This is a genomic window from Sinomonas flava, assembly GCF_039531875.1.
GTDB classification, from domain to species: Bacteria; Actinomycetota; Actinomycetes; order Actinomycetales; family Micrococcaceae; genus Sinomonas; species Sinomonas flava.
In genome coordinates, this window is the sequence record NZ_BAAAQW010000010.1 from 69,446 (window position 1) to 96,319 (window position 26,874).

General features: G+C 71.5%; 22 protein-coding genes and 2 riboswitches. Of the genes, 14 read left to right on the forward strand and 8 right to left on the reverse strand.

All coding sequences use genetic code 11. From position 1 onward, the window contains the following. Positions 1–50: 50 nt before the first annotated feature. Entirely contained in the window at positions 51–515 is a 465-nt protein-coding gene (locus tag ABD298_RS15405) for a MarR family winged helix-turn-helix transcriptional regulator (RefSeq protein WP_344300644.1), read from the reverse strand. Positions 516–556: 41 nt separating this feature from the next. On the opposite strand from ABD298_RS15405, the gene ABD298_RS15410 reads away from it, so the two are divergent. After that, positions 557–1,678: a phosphotransferase gene (locus ABD298_RS15410; RefSeq protein ID WP_344300645.1), complete on the forward strand. Its 1,122-nt coding sequence runs from the start codon at positions 557–559 to the stop codon at positions 1,676–1,678. Positions 1,679–1,691: 13 nt separating this feature from the next. Here ABD298_RS15410 and ABD298_RS15415 read toward each other — a convergent pair whose 3' ends face one another. The 6 genes from ABD298_RS15415 to ABD298_RS15440 form a co-directional block, all read right to left on the reverse strand. Continuing rightward, a complete protein-coding gene (locus tag ABD298_RS15415) occupies positions 1,692–3,623 on the reverse strand; it encodes a multicopper oxidase family protein (protein ID WP_344300647.1) in 1,932 nt (643 codons plus the stop codon). Between the two features lie 23 nt (positions 3,624–3,646). Beyond that, positions 3,647–4,108 carry a hypothetical protein gene (locus ABD298_RS15420; protein ID WP_344300648.1) on the reverse strand — a complete coding sequence of 154 codons (462 nt, stop codon included), beginning with the start codon at positions 4,106–4,108 and terminating at the stop codon, positions 3,647–3,649. A 246-nt stretch (positions 4,109–4,354) separates the two neighbouring features. Beyond that, the gene (locus ABD298_RS15425) at positions 4,355–6,154 is read right to left on the reverse strand and encodes a prealbumin-like fold domain-containing protein (RefSeq protein WP_344300649.1); all 1,800 of its coding nucleotides are present in this window, start codon (positions 6,152–6,154) and stop codon (positions 4,355–4,357) included. A gap of 142 nt (positions 6,155–6,296) precedes the next feature. Then, the gene (locus ABD298_RS15430; RefSeq protein WP_344300650.1) at positions 6,297–8,018 is read right to left on the reverse strand and encodes a DNA repair helicase XPB; all 1,722 of its coding nucleotides are present in this window, start codon (positions 8,016–8,018) and stop codon (positions 6,297–6,299) included. A gap of 49 nt (positions 8,019–8,067) precedes the next feature. Continuing rightward, positions 8,068–10,470, reverse strand: a complete 2,403-nt coding sequence (locus tag ABD298_RS15435) for a helicase-associated domain-containing protein (RefSeq protein ID WP_344300651.1) — start codon at positions 10,468–10,470, stop codon at positions 8,068–8,070. Between the two features lies 1 nt (position 10,471). Further along, the gene (locus tag ABD298_RS15440) at positions 10,472–10,753 is read right to left on the reverse strand and encodes a hypothetical protein (RefSeq protein ID WP_344300652.1); all 282 of its coding nucleotides are present in this window, start codon (positions 10,751–10,753) and stop codon (positions 10,472–10,474) included. 184 nt (positions 10,754–10,937) lie between these two features. Here ABD298_RS15440 and ABD298_RS15445 point away from each other — a divergent pair, with 184 nt between their 5' ends. Both ABD298_RS15445 and ABD298_RS15450 read left to right on the forward strand, forming a co-directional pair. Next, the gene (locus ABD298_RS15445; protein WP_208712837.1) at positions 10,938–11,312 is read left to right on the forward strand and encodes a cold-shock protein; all 375 of its coding nucleotides are present in this window, start codon (positions 10,938–10,940) and stop codon (positions 11,310–11,312) included. A 2-nt stretch (positions 11,313–11,314) separates the two neighbouring features. Further along, entirely contained in the window at positions 11,315–11,833 is a 519-nt protein-coding gene (locus ABD298_RS15450; protein WP_344300653.1) for a DUF3027 domain-containing protein, read from the forward strand. Positions 11,834–11,907: 74 nt separating this feature from the next. On the opposite strand, the gene serC is transcribed toward ABD298_RS15450, so the two are convergent. Continuing rightward, a complete protein-coding gene (serC, locus tag ABD298_RS15455) occupies positions 11,908–13,041 on the reverse strand; it encodes a phosphoserine transaminase (RefSeq protein WP_344300654.1) in 1,134 nt (377 codons plus the stop codon). A gap of 198 nt (positions 13,042–13,239) precedes the next feature. Between serC and ABD298_RS15460 the strand changes: the two genes are divergently transcribed. From ABD298_RS15460 to ABD298_RS15510, 11 genes are all read left to right on the forward strand, one after another. After that, positions 13,240–13,935 carry an iron-dependent transcriptional repressor DtxR gene (locus ABD298_RS15460; protein WP_344300655.1) on the forward strand — a complete coding sequence of 232 codons (696 nt, stop codon included), beginning with the start codon at positions 13,240–13,242 and terminating at the stop codon, positions 13,933–13,935. Positions 13,936–14,153: 218 nt separating this feature from the next. Beyond that, a riboswitch (cyclic di-AMP (ydaO/yuaA leader) is annotated at positions 14,154–14,366 on the forward strand. A gap of 6 nt (positions 14,367–14,372) precedes the next feature. Further along, positions 14,373–15,200: a M23 family metallopeptidase gene (locus ABD298_RS15465; protein ID WP_344300656.1), complete on the forward strand. Its 828-nt coding sequence runs from the start codon at positions 14,373–14,375 to the stop codon at positions 15,198–15,200. 191 nt (positions 15,201–15,391) lie between these two features. Continuing rightward, positions 15,392–15,556: riboswitch (cyclic di-AMP (ydaO/yuaA leader) on the forward strand. 19 nt (positions 15,557–15,575) lie between these two features. Next, positions 15,576–16,304 carry a C40 family peptidase gene (locus ABD298_RS15470; RefSeq protein WP_208711716.1) on the forward strand — a complete coding sequence of 243 codons (729 nt, stop codon included), beginning with the start codon at positions 15,576–15,578 and terminating at the stop codon, positions 16,302–16,304. Positions 16,305–16,404: 100 nt separating this feature from the next. Further along, on the forward strand, positions 16,405–17,169 hold the full coding sequence (locus ABD298_RS15475) for an NlpC/P60 family protein (protein WP_344300657.1): 765 nt from the start codon (positions 16,405–16,407) through the stop codon (positions 17,167–17,169). 279 nt (positions 17,170–17,448) lie between these two features. Continuing rightward, positions 17,449–17,949, forward strand: coding sequence for an HNH endonuclease (locus ABD298_RS15480; RefSeq protein WP_208711718.1), 501 nt, complete (start codon positions 17,449–17,451; stop codon positions 17,947–17,949). Then, complete coding sequence (gene mobA / locus ABD298_RS15485) at positions 17,913–18,632, forward strand: molybdenum cofactor guanylyltransferase (RefSeq protein ID WP_344300658.1); 720 nt, start codon at positions 17,913–17,915, stop codon at positions 18,630–18,632. The genes ABD298_RS15480 and mobA overlap by 37 nt, the downstream gene beginning before the upstream one ends. Continuing rightward, entirely contained in the window at positions 18,632–18,964 is a 333-nt protein-coding gene (locus tag ABD298_RS15490; protein ID WP_344300659.1) for a DUF6457 domain-containing protein, read from the forward strand. The genes mobA and ABD298_RS15490 overlap by 1 nt, the downstream gene beginning before the upstream one ends. Then, the gene (locus ABD298_RS15495; RefSeq protein WP_344300660.1) at positions 18,961–20,307 is read left to right on the forward strand and encodes a molybdopterin molybdotransferase MoeA; all 1,347 of its coding nucleotides are present in this window, start codon (positions 18,961–18,963) and stop codon (positions 20,305–20,307) included. The genes ABD298_RS15490 and ABD298_RS15495 overlap by 4 nt, the downstream gene beginning before the upstream one ends. 66 nt (positions 20,308–20,373) lie before the next feature. Then, a complete protein-coding gene (locus tag ABD298_RS15500; RefSeq protein WP_344300661.1) occupies positions 20,374–22,701 on the forward strand; it encodes an FdhF/YdeP family oxidoreductase in 2,328 nt (775 codons plus the stop codon). A 32-nt stretch (positions 22,702–22,733) separates the two neighbouring features. Next, the gene (gene fdhD / locus ABD298_RS15505; protein ID WP_344300662.1) at positions 22,734–23,591 is read left to right on the forward strand and encodes a formate dehydrogenase accessory sulfurtransferase FdhD; all 858 of its coding nucleotides are present in this window, start codon (positions 22,734–22,736) and stop codon (positions 23,589–23,591) included. A 104-nt stretch (positions 23,592–23,695) separates the two neighbouring features. Continuing rightward, a complete protein-coding gene (locus tag ABD298_RS15510; RefSeq protein ID WP_344300663.1) occupies positions 23,696–26,731 on the forward strand; it encodes an alpha-mannosidase in 3,036 nt (1,011 codons plus the stop codon). The last annotated feature ends 143 nt before the right edge of the window (positions 26,732–26,874 follow it).

Consider the following 26,874-nt stretch of genomic DNA (forward strand, 5'->3'; position numbering starts at 1 on the left):
CAGTTTCTGAGAATCGTCTGGATGTCCGCTGTGCGCTGATTGCGACTGGGCTATACGGCAGGCGTCTGTGGCGCCGACGATGCCGCGTTCGGCTCGGCGGGCGACGGCGTCTGGCTGAGGCCGGCGATCTCCTCGAGGGCGGCGCGCATCGCCGTGTACCGCTCGGCGCCGATCGACGCGCTCCATGCCGCCTCGATCTCGGCGACGGCGGAGAGCGCGTTCGACGCGATGCGGCGTCCGGCGTCGGTGCGCCGGACAATCTTGGCCCGGGAGTCGGCGGGGTCGGTGAGCATCTCGACGAGTCCCTGCTCCTCGAGCGCGGCCGCGAACTGCCCCGCCCCGGCCTTGCTCATGCTGGCCAGCGCAGCCATGTCGCCCACCCTCACGCCGTCGTCCGGAACGAGGGTCAGGTAGCGCAGCTGTGACGACCTCAATCCGCTGCGGTCCCTCGCGTAGAGCTCGGCGCGGAACGCTTCGAAGACCGCCCCGAGGAGATTCGCGATGTTCTCGCCCATCCCCCTAGTGTAGGGGAAAGTAAACGTGCTTTACTTTCGGCATGGATGCCTCTCAGGAGGCTCAGGCGGCGAAGTTGGGCCGGGCACAGATCGACCTCGATGAGCTCGCGGCCATAGCGGCCCGCGCGGCGGGGGCGTACGACGGCGCGCCGCAGCTTGAGTGCCTGACGGTCGAGCCGGTGCCGGGCGAGGTCTACAACATGACCACCGAATGCCTCCACCGCGTCGGCGGGATCGTCGACGGGCTACCGTTCTCCCTCATCGTCAAGGTCTGCCGCAGCCCGCTCTACTGGCCCGGCATCGCCCAGGTGCCCGAGGCTCTCCGGGAGTACCTGACCAGCGTGATCAACTGGCGCACCGAGCTCGACGCCTATACCGGCCTGTTGGCCGCGACCCTCCCGGAGGGTATGGCCATGCCTGTCATCTATCTCGTCCGCGAACTGCCCGGGGAGTACGCCGCGATCTGGATGCAGGACGTCCTCGACGGTCCCGAGCCGTGGGAGGAGGCCCGCTTCGCCCGGGCCGCCTACCTCCTGGGCCGCTTCGCCGGCACCCCGGCCACGCCACCCCCTGCCGAGCGGCCACTCCGGTTTTTCTACGAAGGCGCGGCGCGGCACGTGTTCATCCCGCGGCTCCTCAGCCGGGAGCCGGAGGACAACCCGGTCATCGCCCAGGCCGCCGACCCGGCGCTGCTGGCGGACCTGCGCGCCTTCGCGCTCCGCGCCGAGGACTACCTTGCCGAGCTTGAGGCCCTGCCCCGGCTCCGCGCGCATGGGGACGCCAGCCCGCAGAACCTCTTCGCGTCGAACGGCTCGATGACCGCCATCGACTGGGGCTCCTACTCGCTCCAGCCGGTGGGCTTCGACCTCGGCCAGCTGCTCGCGGGACGCATCAACAGCGGCGAGCTCGGACCCGATGCCCTCCCGGCACTGGCTCCTCTCGTCCAGGACGAGTACGCCCGCGGGCTGGAGGAGGCGGGCGCGAGGATCCCGCGCGCCGTCGTGCGCCGCGGCCACGTGCTCTCGATGGCGATCTTCAACTGCCTGTCCGCGCTCTCGCCGCGCGAGCTGGCCGACGGCGACTCGCCGGCCCTGCGCGAGCGCCTGCGCACGCGCGCGGGGATGGCCCGGTTCCTCCTCGATGCAGTGCGCGAGACCGCGTAGGCCTGGGCGTGCACTACTCCGGGCGGTTCGCGGAGCCGGCGTCGTGTCGGAAGGGGGTCTCGACGCCGTCGTAGGCGAGGTGGAAGACCATCCCCTCGCGGGCGTGCTGCAGGTTGTGGCAGTGGTCCATCCAGATGCCGGGGTTGTCCGCGGTGAGGAGGACGGTCCAGATCTGGCCCGGCCGGATGTCGAGGCTGTCCATCCGCAGGTCCGCGGCGACTGCCCGGCCGTCGATGCTCAGCACGCGCACGTGGTGGCCGTGCGGATGCATCGGGTGGACCTCGCTGCTGCGGTTGACGACTATGACCTGGACGCGCTCGCCCTCGCGGACTACCAGGGGCGGGATGTTCGGGTACACCGCGCCGTCCACGGTGAAGGCGAACCGGGGCATGCCGTCCACGAAGCGCAGGAGCCGGTCCACCGTGTAGGCCGCTGTCCGGTCCGGTGCCGGTGCGGGCTGCGCCGCGGGCGCCCCGTACCCGGCCAGGTCGATCTCAGGCCCCTGGACGAACCGGGGCACGGACGCGGGCGCCGGCGTTCCGTCCGGTGCGAGCACGAGGGCGCCGCCGCGTGAGCCCTCCACGGCCACCTGGACTGGGTGCTCGGGCATGGTGAGCACGACGTCGTAGCGGCCTCCCGCCGCGAGCGGCAGGACCGTCTGGGCCAGCTCCGCGCCGCCGGGGAGTTCGCCGCCGTCGACTGCCGCGAGCCGGAAGGGGGCTCCCGCGACGCTGAAGCGCTGGGTGAGCTGGTCCGTGTTGATGAGCCGGACGCGCACCTGGCGGCCTGCAGCGACGGTCTCCGTCCACACGCCGGCATGGCCGCCGAACAGGGTGGCCCCGCCGACGGTGTGCACAGGAACGGTGAGGTCGGCGACGGAGGGGTCGCGCCCGTCGGCAGGGTCGACGACGAGGCTGCCGTAGAGGCCGAGCGGCTCGTTCGCGGCCGCGTTCTGGTGCGTGTGGTACCAGTAGGTGCCGGTCTGCACGGCCGGGAACTCGTAGGTGAACGACTGGCCCGGCATCACCGCGTCCTGCGTCACGCCCGGTACACCGTCCATGGCGTTGGGGACGTCGTAGCCGTGCCAGTGGAGCGTCACGCCGTCGGGGACGCCGTCGTTGACCAGGGTGACCCGGACCGTGTCGCCCTCGGTCGCGCGCAGTGCGGGGCCGGGGAGGGAGCCGAACGTGAGGGCGTCGACGGTCTGGCCGCTGTCGAGGGTGACCCGCTCGCTCCTGGCGTGGAGCGTGTAGTCGCGCACTGGCCCCTGCGGCGCCCCCGCGCGGAGCGTGTCGACGCCGCGCGGGGTTGCCTCCGTGGATGTGGTGGTGGAGGCAAGGGTCGAGTGATGGGACGCGGCATGGAAGGCCGACGGCGCGGCCGCGCGGCTGTCCATCCACGCCACCGCGAGCGACCCGGCGATGAGGGCCACGCCGAGGACGCCCCCGGCCTTGATGGCGCGATGCCGCCACCCCCGGGCGAAGCCCGTGGCCGCGGCGGCCGCGCCCAGGAGCGCGACCGCCGCCAGAACGACGGCCGGAAGCCAGCCGGCCGGCGTCCCGAGTGTCACGACGGCGAGGAACCCTGCTGTCGTCAGGGCCGCCGCCAAGGCCAGAGCAGGGAGCTTCAGATGCGGGGCCCGCCGGGGGATCAGCGGCGGAAGCACGACGGCGGCGAGGCCGGCCAGGCAGCCCGGGGCGGTGAGCGCTGCGGCCCCCAGGAGGCGGTCGCCCACGAGGGCCGGGACGGCTGCCAGCAGGAGCCCGAACCGCAGGACCCCGAGGGCGACCGCGAGCATCGCGACCGCGGTGGGTGCCCAAACGGGGAGCCAGCCCGGCGCCGTCGGGCTGCGCCTGAGCACCGCTGCGGCCAGCGCCCCCGCCCACGCCGCCGCGCAGGCGGCGGCGAGGACGAGGTCGATGCCGAGGACGGCCGATCCGGCCATGGCGTGCCTCCTGGTGCCGCCGGTCAGGCGGCGGCTGTCTCGGCGGGAGTCGCGGCCGGCCGAGGCGTGGCGCCCGTCTTGTCGAGACGGCGGGCCCGCAGCAGCAGCCAGTAGCAGCAGAAGATGATCAGCAGGCCCGTGACCGCGTGGGTCGCGACGGCCCACGCGCCGGCGACGGTGGGGTTGTCCGGGCCGGCGCCGGTGAGCAGGCCGCCGACAATGAAGACCAGCAGCTGGACCCAGGTGAGTGCGAAGATCCCGACGGTGAGCCAGATGGTGTTCTTGCCCGCCTTCGCGAGCGCGGCGCACAGGATCGCGACGAGGGCCAGGAGGCGCAGGACGACCTGTCCGTTGAACGCGTGGTAGTCGAAGGACTCGTGATTCGGGATGAGGTCCAAGGCGAAGGTGCCGAACGCGGCGAGGTAGAGCTGGGCGATGGTGTCGAGGAAGAGCAGGGCGGCGACAACGAGGAATGCCTTGCGCATGGGAGGCTCCAGAGGAGAGTGCGAGTGTCCGGTATGGGCCGTCGGCCGAGGCCTCGCGCTCCGGCCAGAGCGCTCATGACGAGGCCTCAGAACTTTCCCAGCACCTCAAGGGTAGGCCGCTCAAGGCTGACTGTAAAGCAGATTTAGCTAATTGATTGAAAAATCGATCTCCGACGTCCTGCGTATGGCACAGCGCCCCCGGCTCATGGGCCGGGGGCGCTGTCCTTTCGGGTGTTCTAGACGGACTCAGCCATTGGTGATGGTGAAGTTCTCAACACCGCATGCGGACGAGGCCGCCAGGTTGTTGGCATCGCCCGAGTAGCTCGATGCCCAGCGCCAGGTTCCCGTCGTGGCGGCGTGGAACGTGCTGTTGGTGGTGCTGTACGTGCCGTTGCCATTGACGGTCACCGTCTGGGTCAGGGCCGGAGTCCCGGAGCAGGTCGCGTCACTCGGCGCGTACAGGTTGAAGATGATCGTGCCGGTCGGGGTGCCGAATCCGCTAGACAGGGTGAAGTTGTCGTTCGGGATCAGGTCCTGCGCGGTGGCGACGGTGGGCTGCGCCTTGGTGACCACGAGATGCTCCTCCGTGCAGGTGCTCGTGGCGCCGTTGTTGTTCGCGTCGCCGCTGTAGACCGCCTGCCAGTAGTAGTCACCCGCAGTGCTGAAGGTGACCGCATCCGAGTCGGGAATGACACCGTTCGTGACGGTCTTGGTCCCGGCCGCCTGGGCGCCCGTGGTGCACGCACTGTTGCTGTAGACCGTGTAGGTCACGGTGCCGCCAGCGTTGGACGTCGCCCCAGTGAGGGCGGCGGAGTCAGTGACCGATCCGCCGACAGTGACCGTGGCCGGCTTCAACGTCGTCGCGATAGTGGGGCTGGCGTTGATGTGGTTCGTGTAGGTGCAGTCAACGTTGCCGCCCAAGCCCATCTGGATGTTCACCGTTGCGCCGCTGGGTGTGGCGCTCGTGCCCGAGCCGGTGGCGGTGCAGGCGAGGCTCTTGAGCGTCCAGCCTGCCGCAGTCTGGGCGGAGGTGAGATTCTCTGTCACCGACGACGCCCCGGTTGGGACGCCCGTGTAGCTCTGGGATCCGCCGTTGCTCAGGCTGAAGGTGGCCGGGGTCAGCCCGCCGGTGGTCGTGTAGGCGAAGCTCGAGTCTCCGTTCTCCGTGACCTTGTGGATCGTGATCGTCCCGCAGTTCGAGATGTTGACAGGGATCGGCGCGATGAAGTCCTTGATCTCAGCAGTGAACGAGGACGACGACCGGCTCTTGACGAAGGCGCTGCCGAACGCCTCGCACGTTCCCTCGGGAATCACTTTTGCCGCCGTCAGGTCGATCGCTGCCTCGCCGAAGAGGCCGACGCCGAGGCTGCCGGGGGCGGGCAGGAAGGGATCGGTGACCTGCACTGTGTTGACGGCGCCTTCGGACGCCGAGCCGAGGACAACACGCTTGCCCCAGCAGGGCAGGGCGTTGGCGGAGAAGCAATCGCTCACATTGTCCTTGGCCGACGTGAGCCACGTCAGGATGCCCAGCGTCGGTGTGCCGCTGCCGCCGAAGTCGTAGGTGACTAGGAGATCGCCTGCTGTCCGGTTGAGGGCCACGCCACCCTTCGTATCAGCCGTGAAGCCTGCGGTGGGGTTCTGGCTGATTTCGAAGTCGAGGTTCGCGTTGCCGATGTTGACCAGGCGTTCCCAGCCCAAGTACAGGTAGATGTGGCCGTTGGTTCCCGTCTCGGACGCCTCGTAGAACCTCGTGAGGTCGTTCTTGTTCGGCGGGATAGAGCCGGTCACGACCGTCGCGTTCGGGTCGTCTTCCTTGGTGCCCTGGCCGAATGAGTTGTCGGTGTTGCCCGATGCCTTGTCGATGCCTGTGTTGAGGCCGGCTACGTTGGCCCAGTCCGTGTTCCCTGAGGTGTTGACGATGAGGTTCCCGTCGCCCCCTTCGAAGGAGCTGCCGCTCAGATTTGCCTGCGCCGATGTTGCCCCAGCTGTGACGAGGGCCGTCACGGCCAGACACGCACCCCAACGGGTGCGATGGATGAGTTTCATGGGGATGTGCTTTCGCGGGTTTCTTCACGAGAAGCGGTCCGGCCCCAGCTGCCGTCCGTAGGACCGCCGAAGCGGTACGTCCCAGCCATCGGCCATCATACTCACCTGTGACCTAGCTCACAATGAGCTGGGAAAACGCCTGTTATGCAATCTCTCTGGCGTCGAGGATCCGGTAGGCGTACCCCTGCTCGGCGAGGAAGCGCTGCCGCTTCGCGGCGAAGTCCGCATCGAGGGTGTCCCGTGCCACAAGCGCGTAGAACCGGGCGCCGCGGCCGTCAGCCTTGGGCCTCAGAAGCCGCCCGAGCCGCTGCGCCTCCTCCTGCCGCGACCCGAACGAGCCCGACACCTGGATCGCCACCGACGCCTCCGGCAGGTCAATGGAGAAGTTGGCCACCTTCGACACCACCAGCCGCCGCTCCTCGCCCGCGCGGAACGCGTCAAAAAGGCGCTGCCGCTCCTTGACACTGGTCGCCCCCGTGATCACGGGCGCTCCGATGCGCTCGCCGATCTCCGCCAGCTGGTCCAGGAACTGCCCGATCACGAGCAGCTGCTCGCCCTCGTGCTTGGCCACGAGCCGCTCCACGACGTCCGTCTTCGACTCGCTCGCGGCGCAGAGCCGGTACTTGTCCGCCTCCTCGGCCATCGCATACGCCATGCGCTCGTCGCGCGGCAGGTCCACCCGGACCTCGACGCAGTCCGCCGGCGCGATGTACCCCTGCGCCTCGATGTCCTTCCACGGCGCGTCGTACCTCTTCGGCCCGATGAGGGAGAACACCTCGCCCTCGCGGCCGTCCTCCCGCACGAGGGTGGCCGTGAGGCCCAGGCGCCTCCGGGCCTGCAGGTCCGCCGTCATCCGGAAGATGGGCGCGGGGAGCAGGTGCACCTCGTCGTAGACGATGAGGCCCCAGTCGTTCGCGTCCAGCAGCTCGAGGTGCGGGTAGAGGCCGCCGCGCTTGGCCGTGAGCACCTGGTAGGTCGCGATCGTGACCGGCTTGACCTCCTTCACCGCGCCCGAGTACTCGCCGATCTCGTCCTCGGTCAGCGTCGTGCGCTTGAGGAGCTCGTCCCGCCACTGCCGCGCTGAGACGGTGTTCGTCACCAGGATGAGCGTGGTCGTCGAGGACTGCGCCATCGCCGCCGCCCCCACGAGGGTCTTCCCGGCACCGCACGGAAGCACGACGACGCCGCTGCCGCCCGCCCAGAAGTTCTCCGCCGCCACGCGCTGGTACGGCCTGAGTGACCACCCGCCGCCCGCACGCGCGGACGACGCCGGCGACCCGCCGCCGTCGTGCGTCCCACCGGTGGCGTCGGTGCCGGGGGCGGCCGGCACGGTCTCGGTGAGCGCGATGGGATGCGGGGTCCCGTCCACGTACCCGGCACGGTCCTCGGCCGGCCACCCGAGCTTGAGCAGCGCCTGCTTGAGCGCCCCGCGCTGGGAGGAGTGCACCACGGTGGTCTGGGGGTCGATCCGCGGGCCCAGCATGGGGGCGATCTTCTTGGCCCGGTGGACCTCCTCGAGCACGGGGAAGTCATCCGAGCGGAGCACGAGCCCGTGCACCGGGTCCTTCTCGAGCCGCAGCCGCCCGTAGCGCGACATCGTCTCCTCGACGTCGATGAGGAGGGCGTGCGGGACGGGATAGCGCGAGAAGCGCAGGAGCGTGTCGAGGACCTGCTCGGCGTCGAGGCCCGCCGCGCGCGCGTTCCAGAGCCCCAGCGGCGTCAGCCGGTACGTGTGCACGTGCTCGGGCGCGCGCTCGAGCTCGGCGAACGCCGCGATCTCGTGGCGCGCCTCGGTGGCCTGCGGGTGGTCGACCTCGAGGAGGATCGACTTGTCGCTCTGGACGATGAGCGGTCCGTCGCCCATGCGGGCCTCCTTCCGGCGATCGCGGCGGCGGTCCGGCGCCCGCGGCCGGTCAGGCCAGCTCGACGTCGATGATCCGGTGCACGCTCAGCACGCGTTCGGTCTCTCGTTCTGGGTCGAAGACGCGCACGCGGCCGGCAGAGATCGACACTGGCCGGAGCTCCTCGACGCTCGAATTGCCGAGCGCGTCGACGATGTTCAAGCGTACCGCCCGCTTGAGCCGGATCGCCTTCTGCAGCGTTTCGATGCCCATCAGCGGAGCTGCCTCGTCCCCGTTGAGGCCGATCGGGGACTGCGTGCGCAGGATCGCGAGCTGGGCCTCCACGGTTTCGCTGTCCGGCTGCTTCTGCCGGGGAGCGGGGGTGGGGAGGGGGCTCGCCGCGGTGCGGCGCCGCAGCCGGACCACCGGGTCCAGCGACGCGTCGACGGCGGGGGAGAGCCCCAGCTCGCGGAGCACCGCGGCGACCTCGCTCGGTGAGGCATTGCTCACGACGACCGTCGGCGCGATCTGCGTCAGGCCCAGCGGGCGCGCAGCCGGGTCGGCGAGGAGGCCCGCGAGGGCTGCCTCGTCGTCGCTGGCGATGAAGCTGCCCGCACGGCCGACGCGGATCCGCCCGTGGCGCGCTGCCGTGTCGTCCACGAGGTAGGCGAGGGGCTGGGGGACCGGGGTCGACGAGTGCTCGGCGAGGAAGGCGTGGATCGACGCCCCGTCCTCGCCGGCATCGAGGGCCCGGCGCAGGCTCGCGGCAGAGAAGCGGTAGATCGTCGCGGGACCGCGTCCCTCGGGCACCGCCAGCAGCGCGAGGCGCCGCGCGAGGACGGGGTCGAGGTAGCCGGGCGCGACGGCGGTGAGGTCCGCCTGCAGCAGGACCTTGTCCACCCCGGCGGGCAGGAACTCCTCGAGGCACTCGCGTGCTGCGTCGAAGTCGTCCCGGAGCACGGCCTCGCCTACGGACGTGAGCGCCCCAGAGCCGGTGAAGCCCAGGAGCGCCGCCTCGCCCAGGACCATCTCGAGCAGGCCGCGCAGCCTGCGCCCCAGCCGCGGCTGGAGCCAGTCGATCCGCTGTCGCAGGGCCTCCGGCCCGGCCACCGCGCACCGGCCCCTGGCCTGCGCTGTGCCGCGCGCGCCGGACTCTGCCGCGATCTGCGCCATGACCTCGAGCACGCGGCGCCGCACGACTGGGGCGTCTGGGCGCTGGCCCTCCCCGGAGAGCGGGGAGAGCTGGTCGCTGCCCTCGGCGGACATCGCGAGGGAGGGCACCCGGTGCGTGTCGAGCCAGACGGTCGCAAGGATGAGCCACTGCTCGGGCCGCGACAGCGCGAGCCACGCCTCCGCGCCCGTGGCACGCCACGTCGAGGTGTCCGGGTCGAGGCTGAGCACGCCGGCCTCCGAGGCGAGCTCGAGGGCGAACACCGCGGGGTCCGGATCAGTGCGCAGCGCGGTCGCCAGCCGGCGCAGCTCCCTCGTGCCGACGCCGCCGGCACGGAGCGTCTCGATGGGGCGCTCGGAGGCCTCGACCGCGAGTGCGCTCACCGTCCGCAGGACGTCCCCGATCGCCCCGAGGGCGGCGTTGCGGCGGAGCGCCTCGGTCGTCGTCGTGGTCTCCACAGGGGGCGGCGTGAGCGAGAGCCCGGGCACGATCCTGCCCCCGCGCAGCGCGAGGCCTACCGGGCGCGGAAGCTCCACGTGCTCGTCGTCGAGCGGGACCAGGAGGCCGCGGGAAAGGAGCCAGTCCACCGGGTTGTCGGTGCGGCGGCCGGGGCGGATGCGGGCGAGCGCGTGAGGCACCGCGCCCACCGGCCAGTTCTCGAACTTCGCCAGGACCTCGGCGGTCCGCGGCGGAGCGCCCTCGAGGGCCTCCGGAAGCCCCGCCCACCGCTCGAGGGCGTACGCGGCCGCGATGTGGTGTTCCACAGGCTGCTGCTGGACGGCGCCGGGGATTGCGTTCACGATCGCGGCGGCCCGGTCCGAGAACAGGGCCGACGCCGTGGTCAGGTCCGTGTAGGAGCGGCCGAGCCCGGCCGGGTAGCTTCCGAGCACCTCACGGATCCTGGCGACGGGCAGGTAGTAGCGGCGCCGGCTCCCGGAGGCCGAGTGGATGGTGTCCGGCGGGTCCGCACGATAGATGAGGGCGAGCTGGGAGAGGGCGGCCAGGACGGACTCGAGAGTCCCCAGCGTCGCGTTGCCCACGGCGTGGCGGAGCTCGACGGCGCTTCCGCTGCGGCCCTCGTCCTCGTTGGTGGTCAGAACAAGCGCCTCGAGCACCTGGAGCTCGGGCTTGGACAGCCCTTCAAGGGCGCGCTGCAGGCTGACCCTCGCGCAGGCCCGCGCGGCGAGCGCTGCGAAGTCCGGCACCCCAGGCATGATGAGGTCCGGCCGTGCCGCGAACAGGTGCCTCAGGGAGTCGTTGCCCCGTGCGGAGAGCTCTTCGGCGAGCGCGCGGATCGAGGACATCTCAGCGCCGCTTCCTCTCGAGGACCGTCCAGACGACGGCCGCGGCCATGATCAGGAAGGCGACCGGCAGCCCGTACAGGGCGACCGAGGCGACCCATGGCGGCGCCGCACTCCCGGACGCCGCCAGGCCGAGGGTCACCGCCCAGGCTCCCAGTGAGACCACCGCGAGGACTCCGCCGACCACGGTGAGGAGGCGCAGCCGTCCGCGCACGTCGTCGTGCATCCCCGGGCCCGCCCCTGCCGGTCTGTCGGCGGGTCCCCCGTCCGAGTGAGAAGGCACCATGGCCTAAACCTAACAGTGAGTTGCCCGGCCGACGGGCAAGGGGCCTACTTTGCGCGCGTGAGCCAGTAACCTAGGAGCAGTACAGCAAGCGCCCGTGACGGGCCCGGGCAGGCCTCTGCGCCCGCCGACCCGCCGTGCCACGGCGGCGCTTTCCTTCGAGTCCTCACAGATGGGGGTTGTGGCAGTGCCCACTGGCAAGGTCAAGTTCTTCGACAAGGCGAAAGGCTTCGGCTTCATCGCCGGCGACGACGGTCAGGAGGTCTTCCTGCCGGGGTCCGCCGTGCCCGCCGACGCCGAGATCAAGACCGGGACGAGGCTCGAGTACGGCATCGCCGACGGCCGCCGCGGGCCGCAGGCGCTGTCCGCGAGGGTCCTCGAGAAGCTGCCCTCCGTCGCCCGGGCCAAGCGGATGCCGGCCCGTGAGCTCGCCCCGATCGTCCAGGACCTCGTCAGCGTCCTGGACAACCTCTCCGGCCAGCTGTCCAAGGGCACGTACCCGGACAAGGGTGCCTCCATCGCCGCCGTGCTCCGCCGGGTCGCGGACCAGCTCGAAGCGTAGACATGGCCGACGCGAGGAGAACCGCCCCGAAGGGCCTGCCGACCACCGCCGATGGCATCCCCATCTGGCGGATCGGCAAGCCGGATGCCTTCCTGGCCGCCGCCGTGGGTGAGGCGCGCGCGGCCCTCGCCGACGTGGCCCGTCCCGAGGACATCGGGGAGCACGTCGCGGCCAAGAGCGAGGGCGAGCGCGTGGTCACCCACCTGTTCGAATCGCTGCTGCCGGGCTACCGCGGCTGGCAGTGGTTCGTGACGGTCGCGCGCACCTCCCGCTCCAAGGTGGTGACCGTGAGCGAGGTGGGCCTGGTCCCGTCCAAGGACTCCGTCCTCGCTCCCGAGTGGGTGCCGTGGGCGGACCGCGTGCGCCCGGAGGACCGCGCCCGCGCCGAGGCGGAGGCCGCCGAGGCTGCCCCGGCTCAGCAGGCGCATGACGGCGACGGCTCGCCTGAGGCTGAGGGCTCGCCTGCCGAGGCCGGACCGGAGGGCGGCTCCGAGGAGGCCGCGCCTGCCACCGAGGACTGAGCGGCCCCGACCCCGACGGACGGCGGGCCCCCACCTGCGAAGGTGGAGGCCCGCCGTCGTGCGTCGGAGGGTGCTCAGCCCTGGAGCTGGCCCACGATCCAGTCGATGGACTGGGTGAGCTTGGTGACGTCGTCCGGCTCGATCGCCACGAAGGTGGCGATGCGCAGCTGGTTGCGGCCGAGCTTGCGGTACGGCTCGGTGTCCACGATCCCGTTGGCGCGGAGGACCTTGGCGACCTGCGCGGCGTCGACCGAGTCGTCGAAGTCGACGGTCGCGATGACGTTCGAGCGCTCCTCGGGGTCGGCCACGAACGGCGTGGCGAAGGCGGAGGCCTCGGCCCAGGAGTAGACGCGGCCCGCGGAGTCCGCAGTGCGCTTGGCGGCCCAGTCGAGGCCGCCCTGGCCGTTGAGCCACTCGACCTGGGCGTTCAGGCCCACGAGGGTCGTGAGGCTGGGCGTGTTGTACGTCTGGTTCAGCTTCGAGTTGTCGATTGCCGTCTTGAGGTCCAGGAAGTCCGGGATCCAGCGGCCTGAGGCCTTGATCTCCTCGGCGCGTTCGAGGGCGGCGGGAGAGAACAGCGCGAGCCAGAGCCCGCCGTCGGACGCGAAGTTCTTCTGCGGGGCGAAGTAGTACACGTCGCTCTCAGAGACGTCGACGGCGAGGCCGCCCGCGGCGCTCGTGGCGTCGATGACGACGAGCGAGCCGGCGTCGGCGCCTTCGACCCGCTTCACGGGGGCGGCGACGCCGGTGGAGGTCTCGTTCTGCGGCCACGCGTAGACGTCGACGCCGGCCTCGGCCTTCGGGGAGGGGCGCGTCCCCGGCTCCGAGGTGATGATCGAGGAGCGCTCGAGGAACGGCGCCTTGTCCGTGGCCTTGGCGAACTTCGAGCCGAACTCGCCGAAGGAGAGGTGCTGGGCCTTGGCGCGGACGAGGCCGAAGGAGGCGACATCCCAGAACGCCGTCGAGCCGCCGACGCCGAGGACCACCTCGTAGCCCTCGGGCGCGGAGAAGAACTGCTTGAGGCCCTCGCGGACGCTGCCGACGAGGTTCTTGACGGGCGCCTGACGGTGGGAGGTGCCGAGCAGCTTCTCACCCGCCGCCGCGATCGCGTCGACCTGCTCTCGGCGGACCTTGGATGGACCTGCTCCGAAGCGTCCATCGGAAGGCAGGAGTTCGGCGGGGATCTGAAGCTGGCTGGATTCGGCCACGGTGAAGCCTCCTTGTGGGTCAGGGTGGAGGCGGAGGCCGTGCCCTTCGCCCCGGGTCAAGTCTGCCGCACCGGCATTGGTGTCGCGAACCATTGCGCCCGGGAGTCCCCGTCTAATCTGAGCGGTTCAAAATAAGCTAGAATTGCGGCAGCGACGCCGTCCGCACCGCCCCACCGCCCGAGGAGCTCGAAGCACCGCATGTCCGACCTCATCGACACCACCGAGATGTACCTGCGCACCATCCTCGAACTCGAGGAGGAGGGCATTACCCCACTGCGCGCGCGCATCGCCGAGCGGCTCCGCCACTCCGGCCCCACCGTCTCCCAGACCGTGGCCCGCATGGAGCGGGACGGCCTCGTGGTCGTCTCGGGCGACCGGCACTTGCAGCTGACCCTCGACGGCCGCAGGCGGGCGGTCGAGGTCATGCGCAAGCACCGGCTCGCGGAGCGCCTCCTCTCCGACGTGATCGGGCTGGACTGGCCCTACGTCCATGACGAGGCGTGCCGCTGGGAGCACGTCATGAGCGAGCGTGTCGAGCGCCGGCTCTACGAACTGCTCGGGCGGCCCACCGAGTCGCCCTACGGGAACCCCATTCCCGGCCTCGAGGCACTGGGCGGCACCCCTTCTGAAGGGTTCGCCGACGGCGTCGTCACGCTCGTGGAGGCGATGGACACCTATGCCCCGGGTTCCCGGGTGGTGGTGAGCCGGCTCGCCGAGCCCATCCAGGTGGACCCGGAGCTGCTGGCCCAGCTCGACGAGGGCGGCATCCGTCCGGGCGCCAAGGTCGCCCTCGAGCGGGTGGGGGACTACATCTCGGTGCGCGTGGCAATGGTCGACGGCGCGCTGGAACTGCCGCTCGAGGTTGCGGCACACGTCTTCGTCTCGGTGGCATAGCTGGCCCGCCAGCCGCGTAGTTACTGGGGAGTCGCACAAGGCCTCACACAAGAGGACAAAACCTCTACTCGGTGGAGTAAACCGTTCGACGCCAATTCCGTGTGAGCTTCCTCTCACTAAAGGTCACGAAAGCGTTACATCGGGTTTGAGTTCCTCTATGCTGGAAGACAAGCGCCGAGACTTCGGCGTGATCCCAGCCGCACGCCGAGCTCTGCCAGCGGACCGGGATGCAGCAATCCAAGGCAGAGGCGGGGGAACCACCAGCGGCGGCCGAGGCCGCCTTGGGGTGAAGCCCGCAGCACGCTCGGGACACTGGCATGCAGGATCCATCCGTGGATACCCGTGTGCCCAGACCCGTGCGGCTGGGCCGAGTCCGGACTCTCTGGCTCGAACCCGACAGCTAACTTCGCAGGCGCTTGACGAGAGAGGGAATTCGCTTGAGCCAGCAAGCTGTCCGCGGTCGACGTCGCGCCCAGTCGCCGTCGTTCGCTGATGTCGACCATGCCGCGGGCCTCCGCCCGCGGGACGCCAGTAGGCGCGGCCGCCGCGCCGCCGAGCGCCAGAGCCCCGTCCGCCAGCTCGCCGAGATCGCCTCGGTTGCCGGGGTCGGGCAGAAGGCCGGGGTCGCGCTCGCCGCGACGGGCCTTGTCCTGACCGTGACGGTCCCCACCGCCACCGGTGCCATCGAGGCCGGCGCCGCCTCGAAGGCTTCCCAGGTCGTCGACACGGCCGTCCTGCCTGAGGTCACGGCGCCCGAGGACGCCCCCGTCGCCTTCAGCCGGGCCTCCGTGGGCAGCGCGCTCAACCCCGACGGCCAGCTCCAGCAGATGCTCACGGCCGAGTCCGCCAAGGGTGTCACTCCCGCCCAGGCCCAGCACTCCCTCGGCGCCCCCCTGGACTCCATGGTGAAGTCCTCACCGTTCGGCTACCGCGTGAGCCCCATCAGCGGGTGGGCCGGCGAGTTCCACCGCGGGCAGGACTTCGCGGCCCAGTGCGGGACCGCCGTCAAGGCAGCCGCCGGCGGAACCGTGACCTTCGCCGGATGGCACCCCTACGGCGGCGGGAACCGGGTCGTGATCGACCACGGCAACGGGCTCGAGACCACCTACAACCACCTCTCCTCGTTCTCGGTCTCGGTGGGCCAGAAGGTGGACCGCGGGGCGCTCATCGCCCTCAGCGGCACGACCGGTGCCTCCACCGGATGCCACCTCCACTTCGAGGTGATGGTCAACGGCGACGTCGTCGACCCCAACGGCTGGCTCTGAGCCGCGTTAGCGGCCCTCTCCTGCCCTCCAGGGCGCGTGCTTTCGGGCGCGCGCCCTTCGTCGTGTCCTTTTCGTGACCCTCGATAAACACACCGTGATCCGAATGTGACATATGGTCCGGTGTCCTGTAGGGTCGTTCCTGTTCCAGCTCCTACCAAGTTGGAACATTCGGAGGGAATGCCTAGCTCTGCCACTCTCCGAAGCCGTTCGCACACACCGCTTGGCAGAGGCGGGGGAACCACTTTTGGTCCTCCTCAGGGAGGGCCTTGGGGTTAAGCAGCCCGGCGCGAGCCGGGAGGCCGGATACTTCCAATCCGAACCCGACAGCTCACCTCGTAGGCACTGGGAGAGGCTACTTCTGTGTCGTCACGCACCATGACTGCGCGCCATCGCGCCGTACCGGTCCGCACCCGTCCGCTCGAGGCTGTCGCGCAGGCAGTGTCCGACAATGCAGGCACCATCGGCCGCCAGGCGGCCGTCATCGCCGCGGCGTCCGGCCTGATCATCAGCGCCGGGCTCCCCGCGCAGGCTGCAGAAGCCCAGCGCGAGGCTTCCGCCCTCTCCGACGTGGCCAGCACTGCTGTGCCGAGCGTCGTCGCGTCCACCGATGCCCAGGTCTCCTTCGAGCGCCCCGCCGTTGAGTCGGTCGCCGCGCCCGTCGTCGAGCCCGTCAAGACCCAGTCCACCGCTCCGGCCGCGCAGACGCAGACCGCTACCGCGCAGGCCGCGGTCGCGACGAAGTCGTCGCCCGCTGTGGACGCCACCGTGAACGCCGCCGGCTCGAGCCTCGCGGCGATCGCCTACACGGGCATCGGCCACCCCTACGTCTGGGGCGGCAACACCCCTGCTGGCTGGGACTGCTCGGGTTTCACCCAGTGGGTCTACGCCCAGGCAGGCATCAGCATCCCGCGTGTCCAGGCATGGAGCATCATGCGCCAGACCGCCACTCCGGCCCCCGGTGACCTCGTGGTCCAGAACGGCGGCGCCCATGTTGGCATCTACGTCGGCAACGGGATGATGATCAGCGCGCTCAACCCCTCGCAGGGCACGCTGCTGCACGCCGTGGCCGCGACCGGCTCGTCCGTCTTCTACACCCTCAGCTGAGAACCATCCACTTCCGGGCGCGGCGGTGACCCCCGCTGCGGCGCCCTCCGAGGGCCGTCCCCCTGCGGCCTGAGGGACACGAGAGAGAGAACTCACCCGTATGACCACCCGTGCAGGAATCGGGCGCCACCGCGCCGACAACACCTCCTCCCTTGCCATCATCGCCAAGGCTGTCACCGAGAACGCCGGCGGTGTCGGACGTCAGGCCGCCGTCATCGCGGCTGCCAGCGGCCTCGTCCTGACCAGCGGCGTCGCCGCCAACGCTGCTGAGGTCTCGTCCCAGCGCGAGGCGTCGGCCCCGGTTGCCCTCGAGGTCGAGAGCGCCGTCCAGGCGCCGATCTCGGCCGAGACGACGGCCGCCGTCACCTTCGAGCGTCCCGCCGTCGAGTCCGTCGCCGCCCCGGTCGTCGAGAAGCCGGCCCCGGCCCCCGTCGCCCAGGCTGCCCCGCAGGCCCCGGCTCCGGCTCCCGCCAAGGTGCAGGCCGCGGCCAGCACCGCGGTGCAGGCCCCCGCCCCGGCCCCCGCCGCCGCGAGCGGCCAGGGTGCCGCCATCGCCGCCGCCGCGTACGCCCAGCTGGGTGTCGCCCAGGACTGCACGATGCTCGTGACCAACTCGCTGGCCGCCGTCGGCATCCACTACCACGGCTGGCCGGCCGGCTACCTCTCCCTCGGCCGCACGGTCAGCGCCGCCGAGGCCCAGCCCGGCGACCTCGCCTACTACGCCAACGGCGGCATGGGCCTGGCCCACATCGCCGTGTACGTCGGCAACGGCATGGCCGTCCACGGCGGCTGGAACGGCGGCACCACCGCGCTGTTCAGCGTGAACGTGGGCTCCGGCCCGGTCTTCATCCGCGTCGGCGGCTGACCCACACGACACCGCACTCCCGGGCACTGCGAACGGCCCCGGGAACGCGCGCCTCAGGCGCCCCATACCGCGAGGAATGGGGCGCCTGAGGGTTTAATCCGCCGTCGGCCAGCACATGACGCGCGGGTGAACTTCGGCCGACGGTTGGGGCGCCGCATGCCGTCTGTTCGTCTAATCACGCAACCGTTCAGTACGCTTGGAGAGTCGATCCAGCCCGGCTACGCACAGGGCAGCCGGCCCTGTGCCCCTGACCGGGTGCGGCCGTGAAGAGGAACGCGCATGCGCACACTCGTTCTGAATGCTGGTTATGAACCGCTCGCGGTGGTCACGTTCCGCCGCGCCCTCGTGCTGGTGCTCGCCGGGAAGGCGAGCGTCGTGGCGGAAGACGGCGATCCAGTCGTCGGACCGCGCGAAGTGCTGGGGCGCCCGTCCGTGATCCTGCTGAACCGGTACATCAGGCCCCGCCGGACCTACACGACCGCCGTCAGCAGACGCGGAGTGCTCCGACGGGACGCGCATGCCTGCGCGTACTGCGGCAAGTCAGCCCACACCGTCGACCACGTGCTCCCGCGCTCGCGCGGCGGAGCGGACTCGTGGGAGAACCTGGTGGCCTGCTGCCTGCGGTGCAACAACGTCAAGGGCGACCACACGCCCGCGGAGATGGGGTGGAAGCTGCGCTTCAGCCCCTCTCCGCCCGTCGGCGTGGTCTGGCAGATCAAGGAACTCGAGAAGCCGGCAGCCCAATGGAGCCCGTTCCTCGTCCCGGAGTCGGCAGCCTGAGCCAGGAAGCCCCTCCGCCGTTCGACGCCGTCGTCCTCGCGGGCGGCCGCGCCACGCGCCTCGGCGGCTTCCCCAAGCCACTCCTGGTCTTCGAAGGAGCCACCCTCCTCGAGCGCGCCCTCGCTGCGGTCTCCGCCGCCCGGCAGGCCGTCGTCGTGGGCCCGGTCCCGGACGCCGTCGGCGCGCCGCCAGCGGCGCGCTACGTCCTCGAGGAGCCCCGCTTCGGCGGCCCGCTCGCCGCGCTCGGCGCCGGAGTCGCGGAGCTGGAGCGAGGCGCACGGGACGGTGCAGTGTGGGTGGTCGTGCTCGCGGTCGACGTCCCCCGGTCCGCCGATGCGGTGCCCCTCCTCCTCGACGCAGCGGTGGGCTCCGCGCGGGAGGCGGCCGCTGCCGAGGGCGGGCGGGGGCCCGACGCGATCGTCGCGGAGGACGACGCCGGGCGCCTCCAGCCGCTCCTCGGCGCCTACCGCCGTGGTCCCCTCACGCAGGTGCTCGCCGGACTCGCCCGCGACGGCGGGCTCGCCGACCGCCCGATGCGGGACCTCGTTGCTAGGCTGGACCTGCTGCCCCTGCGCCTCCCAGCAGGCCTCTCCGACGACGTCGACACGTGGGACGCCGCGGAGCGCTGGGGCATCGGACGCCCGGATGCCCCGGGCGGGACGGCACGGCAGGAGGACCTGTGATGACTGAGCCCTCGACAGCGGGCGGGCCGGAGGGCGGCCGCCAGGACGGTGCCCCGGACCAGGACGCGGTGCTGCGGACCTGGTGCGCCGAGCTGGCGCAGGCGCTGGGGCTCGAGATCGACGTCGACATCGATGCCGTCCTCGGACTGGCCGGGGTCGCGGCGCATTCGATCGTCCGCCCGGCCGCGCCTCTGACCACGTACCTCGTCGGCTACGCGGCGGGCCTCGCCGCCACCAGCGCCGATGCCGAGCTGGGCCCGGAGGCCGAGACCCCCGGTGAGATCGCCCTGCGGCTGGCCAAGGCACACGGGACGGCCGGGACCGAGGGATGACGCCCGGCCCGCAAGCGGCCGATTCCCACCACGCGCTCCGGCACTCCTGGGCCGAGGCCCGGGCGGCAGCGGCCGCCGCGGCAGGCCCGCTCCCGCCGTCGTCCGCCCCCCTTGCACGGGCCTCGGGCCGCACGCTCGCCGGGGACCTGGTGGCGCTGCGCGACATGCCGCACTACGCCTCGTCCGCGATGGACGGGTGGGCCGTGTCCGGAACCGGCCCGTGGATCCTCGCCGAGCCGGGCGAGCCGCTGCACGCGCACCAGGCGAGCACCATCGTGACCGGCGGCGCGCTCCCGCCCGGTGCGCGCGCCGTCCTCCGCCGCGAGCACGGAGAGGTGGTCCCGGACGACGACGGCCTCCCGCACCTGCGCCTCGGCCCCGCCGCGCCGCCCGGCTCGCCGTCCGGCGGCGCGGACATCCGGCCCGCGGGGGAGGAAGCCCGCGAGGGCGAGGTGCTCCTTCGCTCCGGCACAGATCTCGGCCCGGCGCAGGTCGCGCTCGCCGCGCTCGCCGGCTACGACGAGGTCCCCGTCACGGGCCGCCCCCTGGTCAAGCTCGTGCGCACCGGCGGCGAGGTCACCGAGGCGGGCCTGCCCGGGCCGGGCCGTGTGCGGGACGTGTTCAGCTATCTCATCCCGCCCCTTGTCGAGGCCTACGGCGGGATCCTCGCCGCCCACGAGAAGATCGGCGACGGTGCTGACGAGTGGGCGGCGGCGCTCGCTGACACGTCCTCCGCCAGCGGCGCGCCCGGGGAGCACGACGACGACGCCCCGCCGGCCGACGTCGTGATCACGACGGGCGGCACCGGGCTCGGCGGCTCGGACTACTTCCGTGCCACGGTCGCCGAGCTCGGCGGCCGGCTCCTCATCGACGGCGTGGCCATGCGTCCGGGCCACCCCACGGTGCTGGCCGAACTCCCCGACGGCCGCTTCTTCCTCGGCCTGCCGGGCAACCCGCTGGCCGCCGTCGTCGGGCTCGTGACGGTTGGCGAGCCGCTGTTCGCCGCGCTGTGCGGGCGGGAGCCGCTCGCCGCCGTCGAGCTTCCCTCGGGGGAGGCGTTCGAGGCTGAGCTCAAGCGCACCCGGGTGCTCCCGTTCCGCCGGATGTACGGCATGGCCTCTCCGGCCACCGGCATCGGGTCGGGCATGCTGCGCGGGCTCGCGCGCGCGGACGGCTTCATGGTCGTGCCTCCGCACGGGCTCGAGCTCGCCCAGCCGGTGGCGTGCCTGCCCCTGCCGTGGGGCCGGACCCTGGACACGCCGGCCAAGCCTGCGGCCGCGAAGGGCAGACGGCGCTCCGTGGCGGCGAAGGAGCCCGTCGACTGGAGCGGCCTGGACGCTTGACCGCGCCGCTGCCCGCATCGTGGGCGGCGATTCGCCTTCTCCTGTGGCGTACAGCACGATGGTGCCATGACGCACGACTCGCCGGTGACGGACATCAACGAGGATTCCCTGCACGTCGAGGCCCCCGAGACGGCGGCCGCCGGGCTGAAGGCGGTGACGGTCGCCCTCCAGCGCGGGCTCGAGCAGGCCGGCCCGTGGCGCACCGCCCGTTCGTTGCTGCGCATCAACCAGCGCGGCGGGTTCGACTGCCCGGGCTGCGCCTGGCCTGAATCCGACGGCAAGCGCAAGACCGCGGAGTTCTGCGAGAACGGGGCGAAGGCAGTCGCGGAGGAGGCCTCGGTCTCCGCCGTGACGCCCGAGTGGTGGGAATCCCACCCGATCGAGACGCTGCGCGACAAGACGGACTACTGGCTCTCCAAGCAGGGGCGCATCACCGAGCCCGTCGTCCTGCGCCCGGGCGACGACCGCTACCGCCGCATCTCCTGGACCGAGGCGTTCGACCTCGTGGGCGAGCACATCCGGGCCACGACGCCGGACCGCTGCGTCTTCTACACCTCGGGCCGGACGGCCAACGAAACCGCCTTCATGTACCAGCTGTTCGCCCGGAGCCTCGGGACGAACAACCTCCCCGACTGCTCCAACATGTGCCACGAGTCGTCCGGCTCTGCCCTCAACCCCACCATCGGGATCGGCAAGGGCACGGTGTCCCTCGAGGACATCCACGAGGCGGAGCTCATCCTCGTCGTGGGGCAGAACCCCGGCACCAACCACCCCCGCATGCTGTCGGCCCTGGCCGAGTGCCGTGCGAAGGGCGGGAAGGTCGTGGCCGTGAACCCGCTGCCCGAGGCCGGCCTCCTGCACTTCAAGGACCCGCAGAACCTCTCGGGCTACGTCGGCGAGGGCGCGACGATCTCGGACGAGTTCCTGCAGATCAAGGTCGGCGGCGACCTCGCGCTGTTCCAGGCCCTCGGCCACCTCCTCCTGGAGGAGGAGAAGCGTGCGCCCGGGACGGTCGTCGACCACGCATTCATCGAGGCGCAGACCGAGGGCTTCGAGGCGTACGCGGCCGCGCGCGCCCAGATCGACTGGGATGAGACGGAACGGGCCACCGGCCTGTCCCGCCTCGAGATCGCCACGGTAGCCAACCTCCTCGCCAAGTCCAAGGCCACCGTGGTGTGCTGGGCGCTCGGCCTGACGCAGCAGCCGCACTCGGTGGACACGATCCGCGAGATCATCAACCTGCTCCTGCTCCAGGGCAACTTCGGCAAGCCCGGCGCCGGCGCGTGCCCGGTCCGCGGCCACTCGAACGTCCAGGGCGACCGGACGATGGGCATCTGGGAGAAGCCCAAGGAGTGGCTCCTCGCGGCGCTGGACAAGGAGTTCGGGATCGCCTCCCCGCGTGAGCACGGCTTCGACTCCACGGAGACGCTGCACGCGTTCGAGAAGGACGAGGTGGACGTGTTCGTGGCGCTGGGCGGCAACTTCGCCCAGGCCAACTCGGACACCGAGGCGCTCGAGGCGGGCATGCAGCGCGCCGGCCTCACCGTGCACATCTCGACCAAGCCGAACCGCTCCCACGTGGTGCACGGGAAGACCTCGCTGATCCTTCCGACGCTCGGCCGCACCGACCGCGACGACAAGCACCCGAAGGGCCGCCAGTTCCTCTCCGTCGAGGACTCCATGTCCATGGTCCACGCGACCCAGGGCCGGCTCGAGCCGATCTCGGACCACCTGCTGGCCGAGCCCGTCATCGTCGCGCGCATGGCCGTCGCGGCCCTCGGCGAGGACCACGCCGTGGACTGGCGCGCCATGGCGGAGGACTACGACGTGATCCGCGACCACATCTCCCGCGTGCTGCCCGGCTTCGAGGACTTCAACGCCAGGATCCGCACGAAGAACGGCTTCGTCCTGCCGAACCCTCCGCGGGACACGCGGACGTTCGCCACCGAGGCCGGCAAGGGCCAGTTCACGGTGAGCCCCCTCGAGTACCTCGAGGCGCCCGAGGGGCATCTGGTCCTCCAGACCATCCGCAGCCACGACCAGTACAACACGACGTTCTACGGGCTCGACGACCGCTACCGGGGCATCCGCGACGGACGCCGCGTGGTCCTCGTCCACCCCGAGGACCTCGCGGAGCTGGGCTTCGCGGACCGTGAGCTCGTCGACGTCGTGAGCGTGTTCCGCGGCGAGAAGCGCCGGGCCGAGCGGTTCCGGCTCGTCGCCTACCCCACCGCGAGGGGCTGCGCGGCGGCCTACTTCCCGGAGGCGAACGCGCTCGTGCACCGCGACAACGTGGCCAGGGAGTCCAACACGCCGGGCTTCAAGGCCATCACCGTCCGCTTCGAGCGCCACGCGGCTGCTGAGGACGAGGCACGCGCGGGACAATTGAGCTGACGCCGCCGCGAGAACCGAGCTAGGAGGCCGTGATGGGCCGGTTGAGCCAGCGCCGCAAGGTGCACAAGTACGTCCTGGGCAGCGAGCACCCCGTGCGCCACAAGGAGGACGTGCTCGCAGTCGAGGAGCCGCTCGAGATCCGGCTGTCCACGCCGCTGGGCGGCATGACCTACAGCGTGACCATGCGCACGCCCGGGGACGACTTCGACCTCGTGGCCGGCTTCCTCGTCTCCGAGGGCGTCGTGTGGGAGTCCGGGCAGATCGTCTCCGAGCGCTTCTGCGCGGGGGAGGACGAGCAGGGCCGGCAGACGTTCAACGTCGTCGACGCCCAGCTGCGGCCCGGCGTGCCGCTGCCCGACACCGGCCGCCACGTGTACACGTCGAGCTCGTGCGGGATCTGCGGGACCGAGTCGATCGAGGCGGTGCGGCGCTCCTCCCACCACAGCCCCGCGCACGACGGCGTGCGGCTGCTCCCCGAGCTCGTCGCCGGCCTGCCTGCCCGCCTGCGCGCGGCCCAGGCGCTCTTCGACCGGACCGGCGGGGTGCACGCCGCCGGGCTGTTCTCGGTCGGCGACGACGGGACCTCGGCTGAGCTGCTCTGCCTCCGGGAGGACGTGGGGCGCCACAACGCCGTGGACAAGGTCGTGGGCTGGGCCCTCCGCGAGAGCCGGCTGCCGCTCGCCGGGACGGTCCTGCAGGTCTCCGGGCGTGCCTCCTTCGAGCTCGTGCAGAAGGCAGCGATGGCAGGCATCCCGGTCCTGGCGGCCGTGAGCGCTCCGTCGACGCTGGCGGTGGAGCTGGCCGAAGAGTCCGGGGTCACCCTCATCGGCTTCAGCCGCGGGGACGGTTTCAACGTCTACGCGGGACACGAGCGGCTGGCCACTTCCTAGCACCTCTCGGATCTGTACCGAAATGAGACCGGCCGTCCGTTCCGCCGCGGGATACGGCGGAGTAGCTTTGGTATCCACAGGTTTGTCAACTGATTGGATATTCCGTGCATGACGACCGCCGGATCATCGAGGCGCGCATCGACAGGTTCATCCGGGAGCGCCTGCAGCGCGCGGTCTACCGCCGCTCCATCCCCCTGACGGCGGCACGCTGGGATGCCCCGGGGGAACCCGTGCCCGTCGCGGAAGCCCTCCGGCAGGCCTTCGTCCCGGTCGCAGAAGGAGCCCCGTGGGGTCCGCCGTGGAGCACGACATGGCTGCGCCTCACTGCAGAGGTTCCCCCCGGGTGGGGAGGCCGGGGCACCGACCTCGAGGCCGTCGTCGACCTCGGATTCACGACCGAACTGCCCGGCTTCCAGTGCGAAGGGCTCGTATGGCGCGCCGACGGCACGACCGTCAAGGCACTGAACCCGCGCAACCACTACGTCCCGCTCGCCGCGCTGGGAGGAGGGCGCGATGTCGAGTTCTACGTCGAGGCGGCGGCGAATCCTGACATCGCCCAGGGGTGGACGTTCCAGCCGACCCCGCTGGGCGACCTTGCCACGGCCGGCACCGAACCCCTCTACCGGCTCGGCCGCATGGTCCTCGCCGAGCGGGACACCACCGCGTGGGAGCTCCTCCAGGACGCCTCGGCCCTCAACTCCCTGATGCACGAGCTTCCCGACGACCGGCCCCGGCGGCACCTGATCCTGCGCGCGCTCGAGCGCATGGCGGACGCGGTGGACCCCTCCGACGTCGCAGGCACGGCGCCCGCCGGACGCGACGCGCTCGCCGGCGTCCTCGCGCAGCCGGCGACGGCGAGCGCCCACCGGATCGTCGGCACGGGCCACGCCCACATCGACGCGGCGTGGCTGTGGCCGGTGCGGGAGACGCAGCGCAAGTGCGCCCGCACGTTCTCCAACGTGGTCGCGCTCATGGACGAGGACCCGGACCTGGTCTTCGCCTGCTCGCAGGCCCAGGAGCTCGCATGGATCCGCGACGGCTACCCTCAGCTGTTCGAGCGGATCAAGGAGAAGGTCGCCGAGGGGCGCTTCGTCCTCGTCGGAGGGATGTGGGTCGAGTCGGACACGAACATGCCTGGCGGGGAGGCCCTGGTCCGCCAGTTCCTCGAGGGCAAGCGGTTCCTGCTCGAGGAGTTCGGTGCCGAATGCGAGGAGACCTGGCTCCCGGACACCTTCGGCTACTCGGCCGCGCTCCCGCAGATTGCCCGCTTGGCGGGAAACCGGTGGTTCCTGACCCAGAAGATCTCCTGGAACCAGGTCAACCGCTTCCCCCACCACACCTTCCTCTGGGAGGGGATCGACGGCACCCGGGTGTTCACGCACTTCCCGCCCGCGGACACCTACAACTCGGACCTGCGCGCCTCTGACCTTGCCCACGCCGAGCGGAACTTCCGCGAGCACGGACGCGCCACGGTGTCCCTCCTCCCGTTCGGCTACGGCGACGGCGGCGGCGGCCCCACGCGGGAGATGATGGCGGCCGCGCGGCGCTGGGAAGACCTCGAGGGCTCGCCCCGCTTCGAAGTGGCCTCGCCGCGGCGGTTCTTCACCGAGGCCGAGGCGGACTACGCGTCTCCCCCCGTGTGGGTGGGGGAGATGTACCTCGAGAAGCACCGCGGCACCTACACCGCCCAGGCGCGCACCAAGCGGGGGAACCGGCGCTCGGAGCACCTCCTGCGCGAGGCCGAGCTGTGGTGCGCCACGGCGTCTGTCCGGGTGGGGGCGCCCTACCCGGCGCACGAGCTCCAGCGCCTGTGGCGGCTCACCCTCCTCCAGCAGTTCCACGACATCCTCCCCGGCAGCGCAATCGCATGGGTGCACCGCGACGCCGAGCGGAACTACGCCGCGATCGAGCACGGCCTCGAGGAACTCATCGCGAGTGCGGCCGAATCGCTCGTGGGCGCGGGAGACCGCGAGATCCTGCTCAACGCCGCACCCCGGGCCCGGGCGGGCGTCCGCGCCCTGGCCGCGGGCGCCGTCGTGCGCCCCGAGCGGGCGGCGACCCTCGCCGCGAGGGGCGGGGGCTGGGTCCTCGAGAACGGCGCGGTGCGCGCGGAGGTCGACGGCGAGGGGTTCCTCGTGGGGCTCGTCGACGCGGAGTCGGGGCGCGACGCGATCGCCCCGGGCACGCGCTCGAACCTGTTCGAGCTGCACCGGGACACCCCCAACGAGTGGGACGCCTGGGACCTGGACGAGTTCTACCGCAACAGCGTCGAGGCGATCACGGACGCTGACGCGGTGGGGCCGGGAGACGCGGCGGAGGGGGAGGCGGTGCTCGTGGTCGAGCGGTCCTTTGGCGCATCGCGGGTGCGCCAGCGCCTCGTGCTCACCCCCGGCGCGACGTCCCTGCGCATCGAGACCGAGGTCGACTGGCACGAGCGCCAGAAGCTCCTCAAGCTCGGCTTCGGCCTCGACCTCCGCGCCGAGCACAGTTCCTCGGAGACGCAGTTCGGCCATGTGCGGCGCCCCGTCGCGGTGAACACGTCGTGGGACGCGGCCAGGTTCGAGATCTGCGCGCACCGCTGGATCCACGTGGGCGAGCCGGGCTACGGCGTCGCTCTCGCGAACGACGCGACCTACGGCCACGACGTCACGCGCACGGTCCGCAGCGACGGGGGCACGACGACGACCGTGCGGCTCTCCCTGCTGAAGTCGCCGCTCTACCCGGACCCGGCAGCTGATTCCGGACTGCACCGGTTCACGGTCGTCCTCGCGCCGGGGGCGGGGATCGCCGACGCGCTGCGCGAGGGCTACGAGGTCAACCTGCCCGAGCGGACGGTGCGGGGCGCGCGCGACGTCGAGGCCCTGGTGTCCGTCCCGGAGTCCTCGCTCGTGGTGGAGGCCGTGAAGCTCGCCGCCGACGGTTCCGGCGACGTCGTCGTGCGGCTCTACGAGTCCCTCGGTGCCAGGGCGGAGGCCGAGGTCGCGGCGGGGTTCGAGTGTGCGGGGATCGATGCGGTCGACCTGCTCGAGCGTCCGCTCGCGCCGGGAGCGCCCTCGCCCATCGCGGGCGGGGGCGGCGGGACGGTCCGGCTCAGAGTGCGGCCGTTCGAGCTCGTCACGCTCCGCTTCCGCCGTCCGTGAGGCGCGGGTCCGCGCGTGAGCTTGCCCTTAAATGGCTGAGTGGTGGCGGCCCGAAGGCCGCCGCCACTCATCCCCCCAATGAAGAACCACCCTGTCCCCCTGACAGGCCGTGTTCACACAATCATGATTGTGGCATGTCCTAA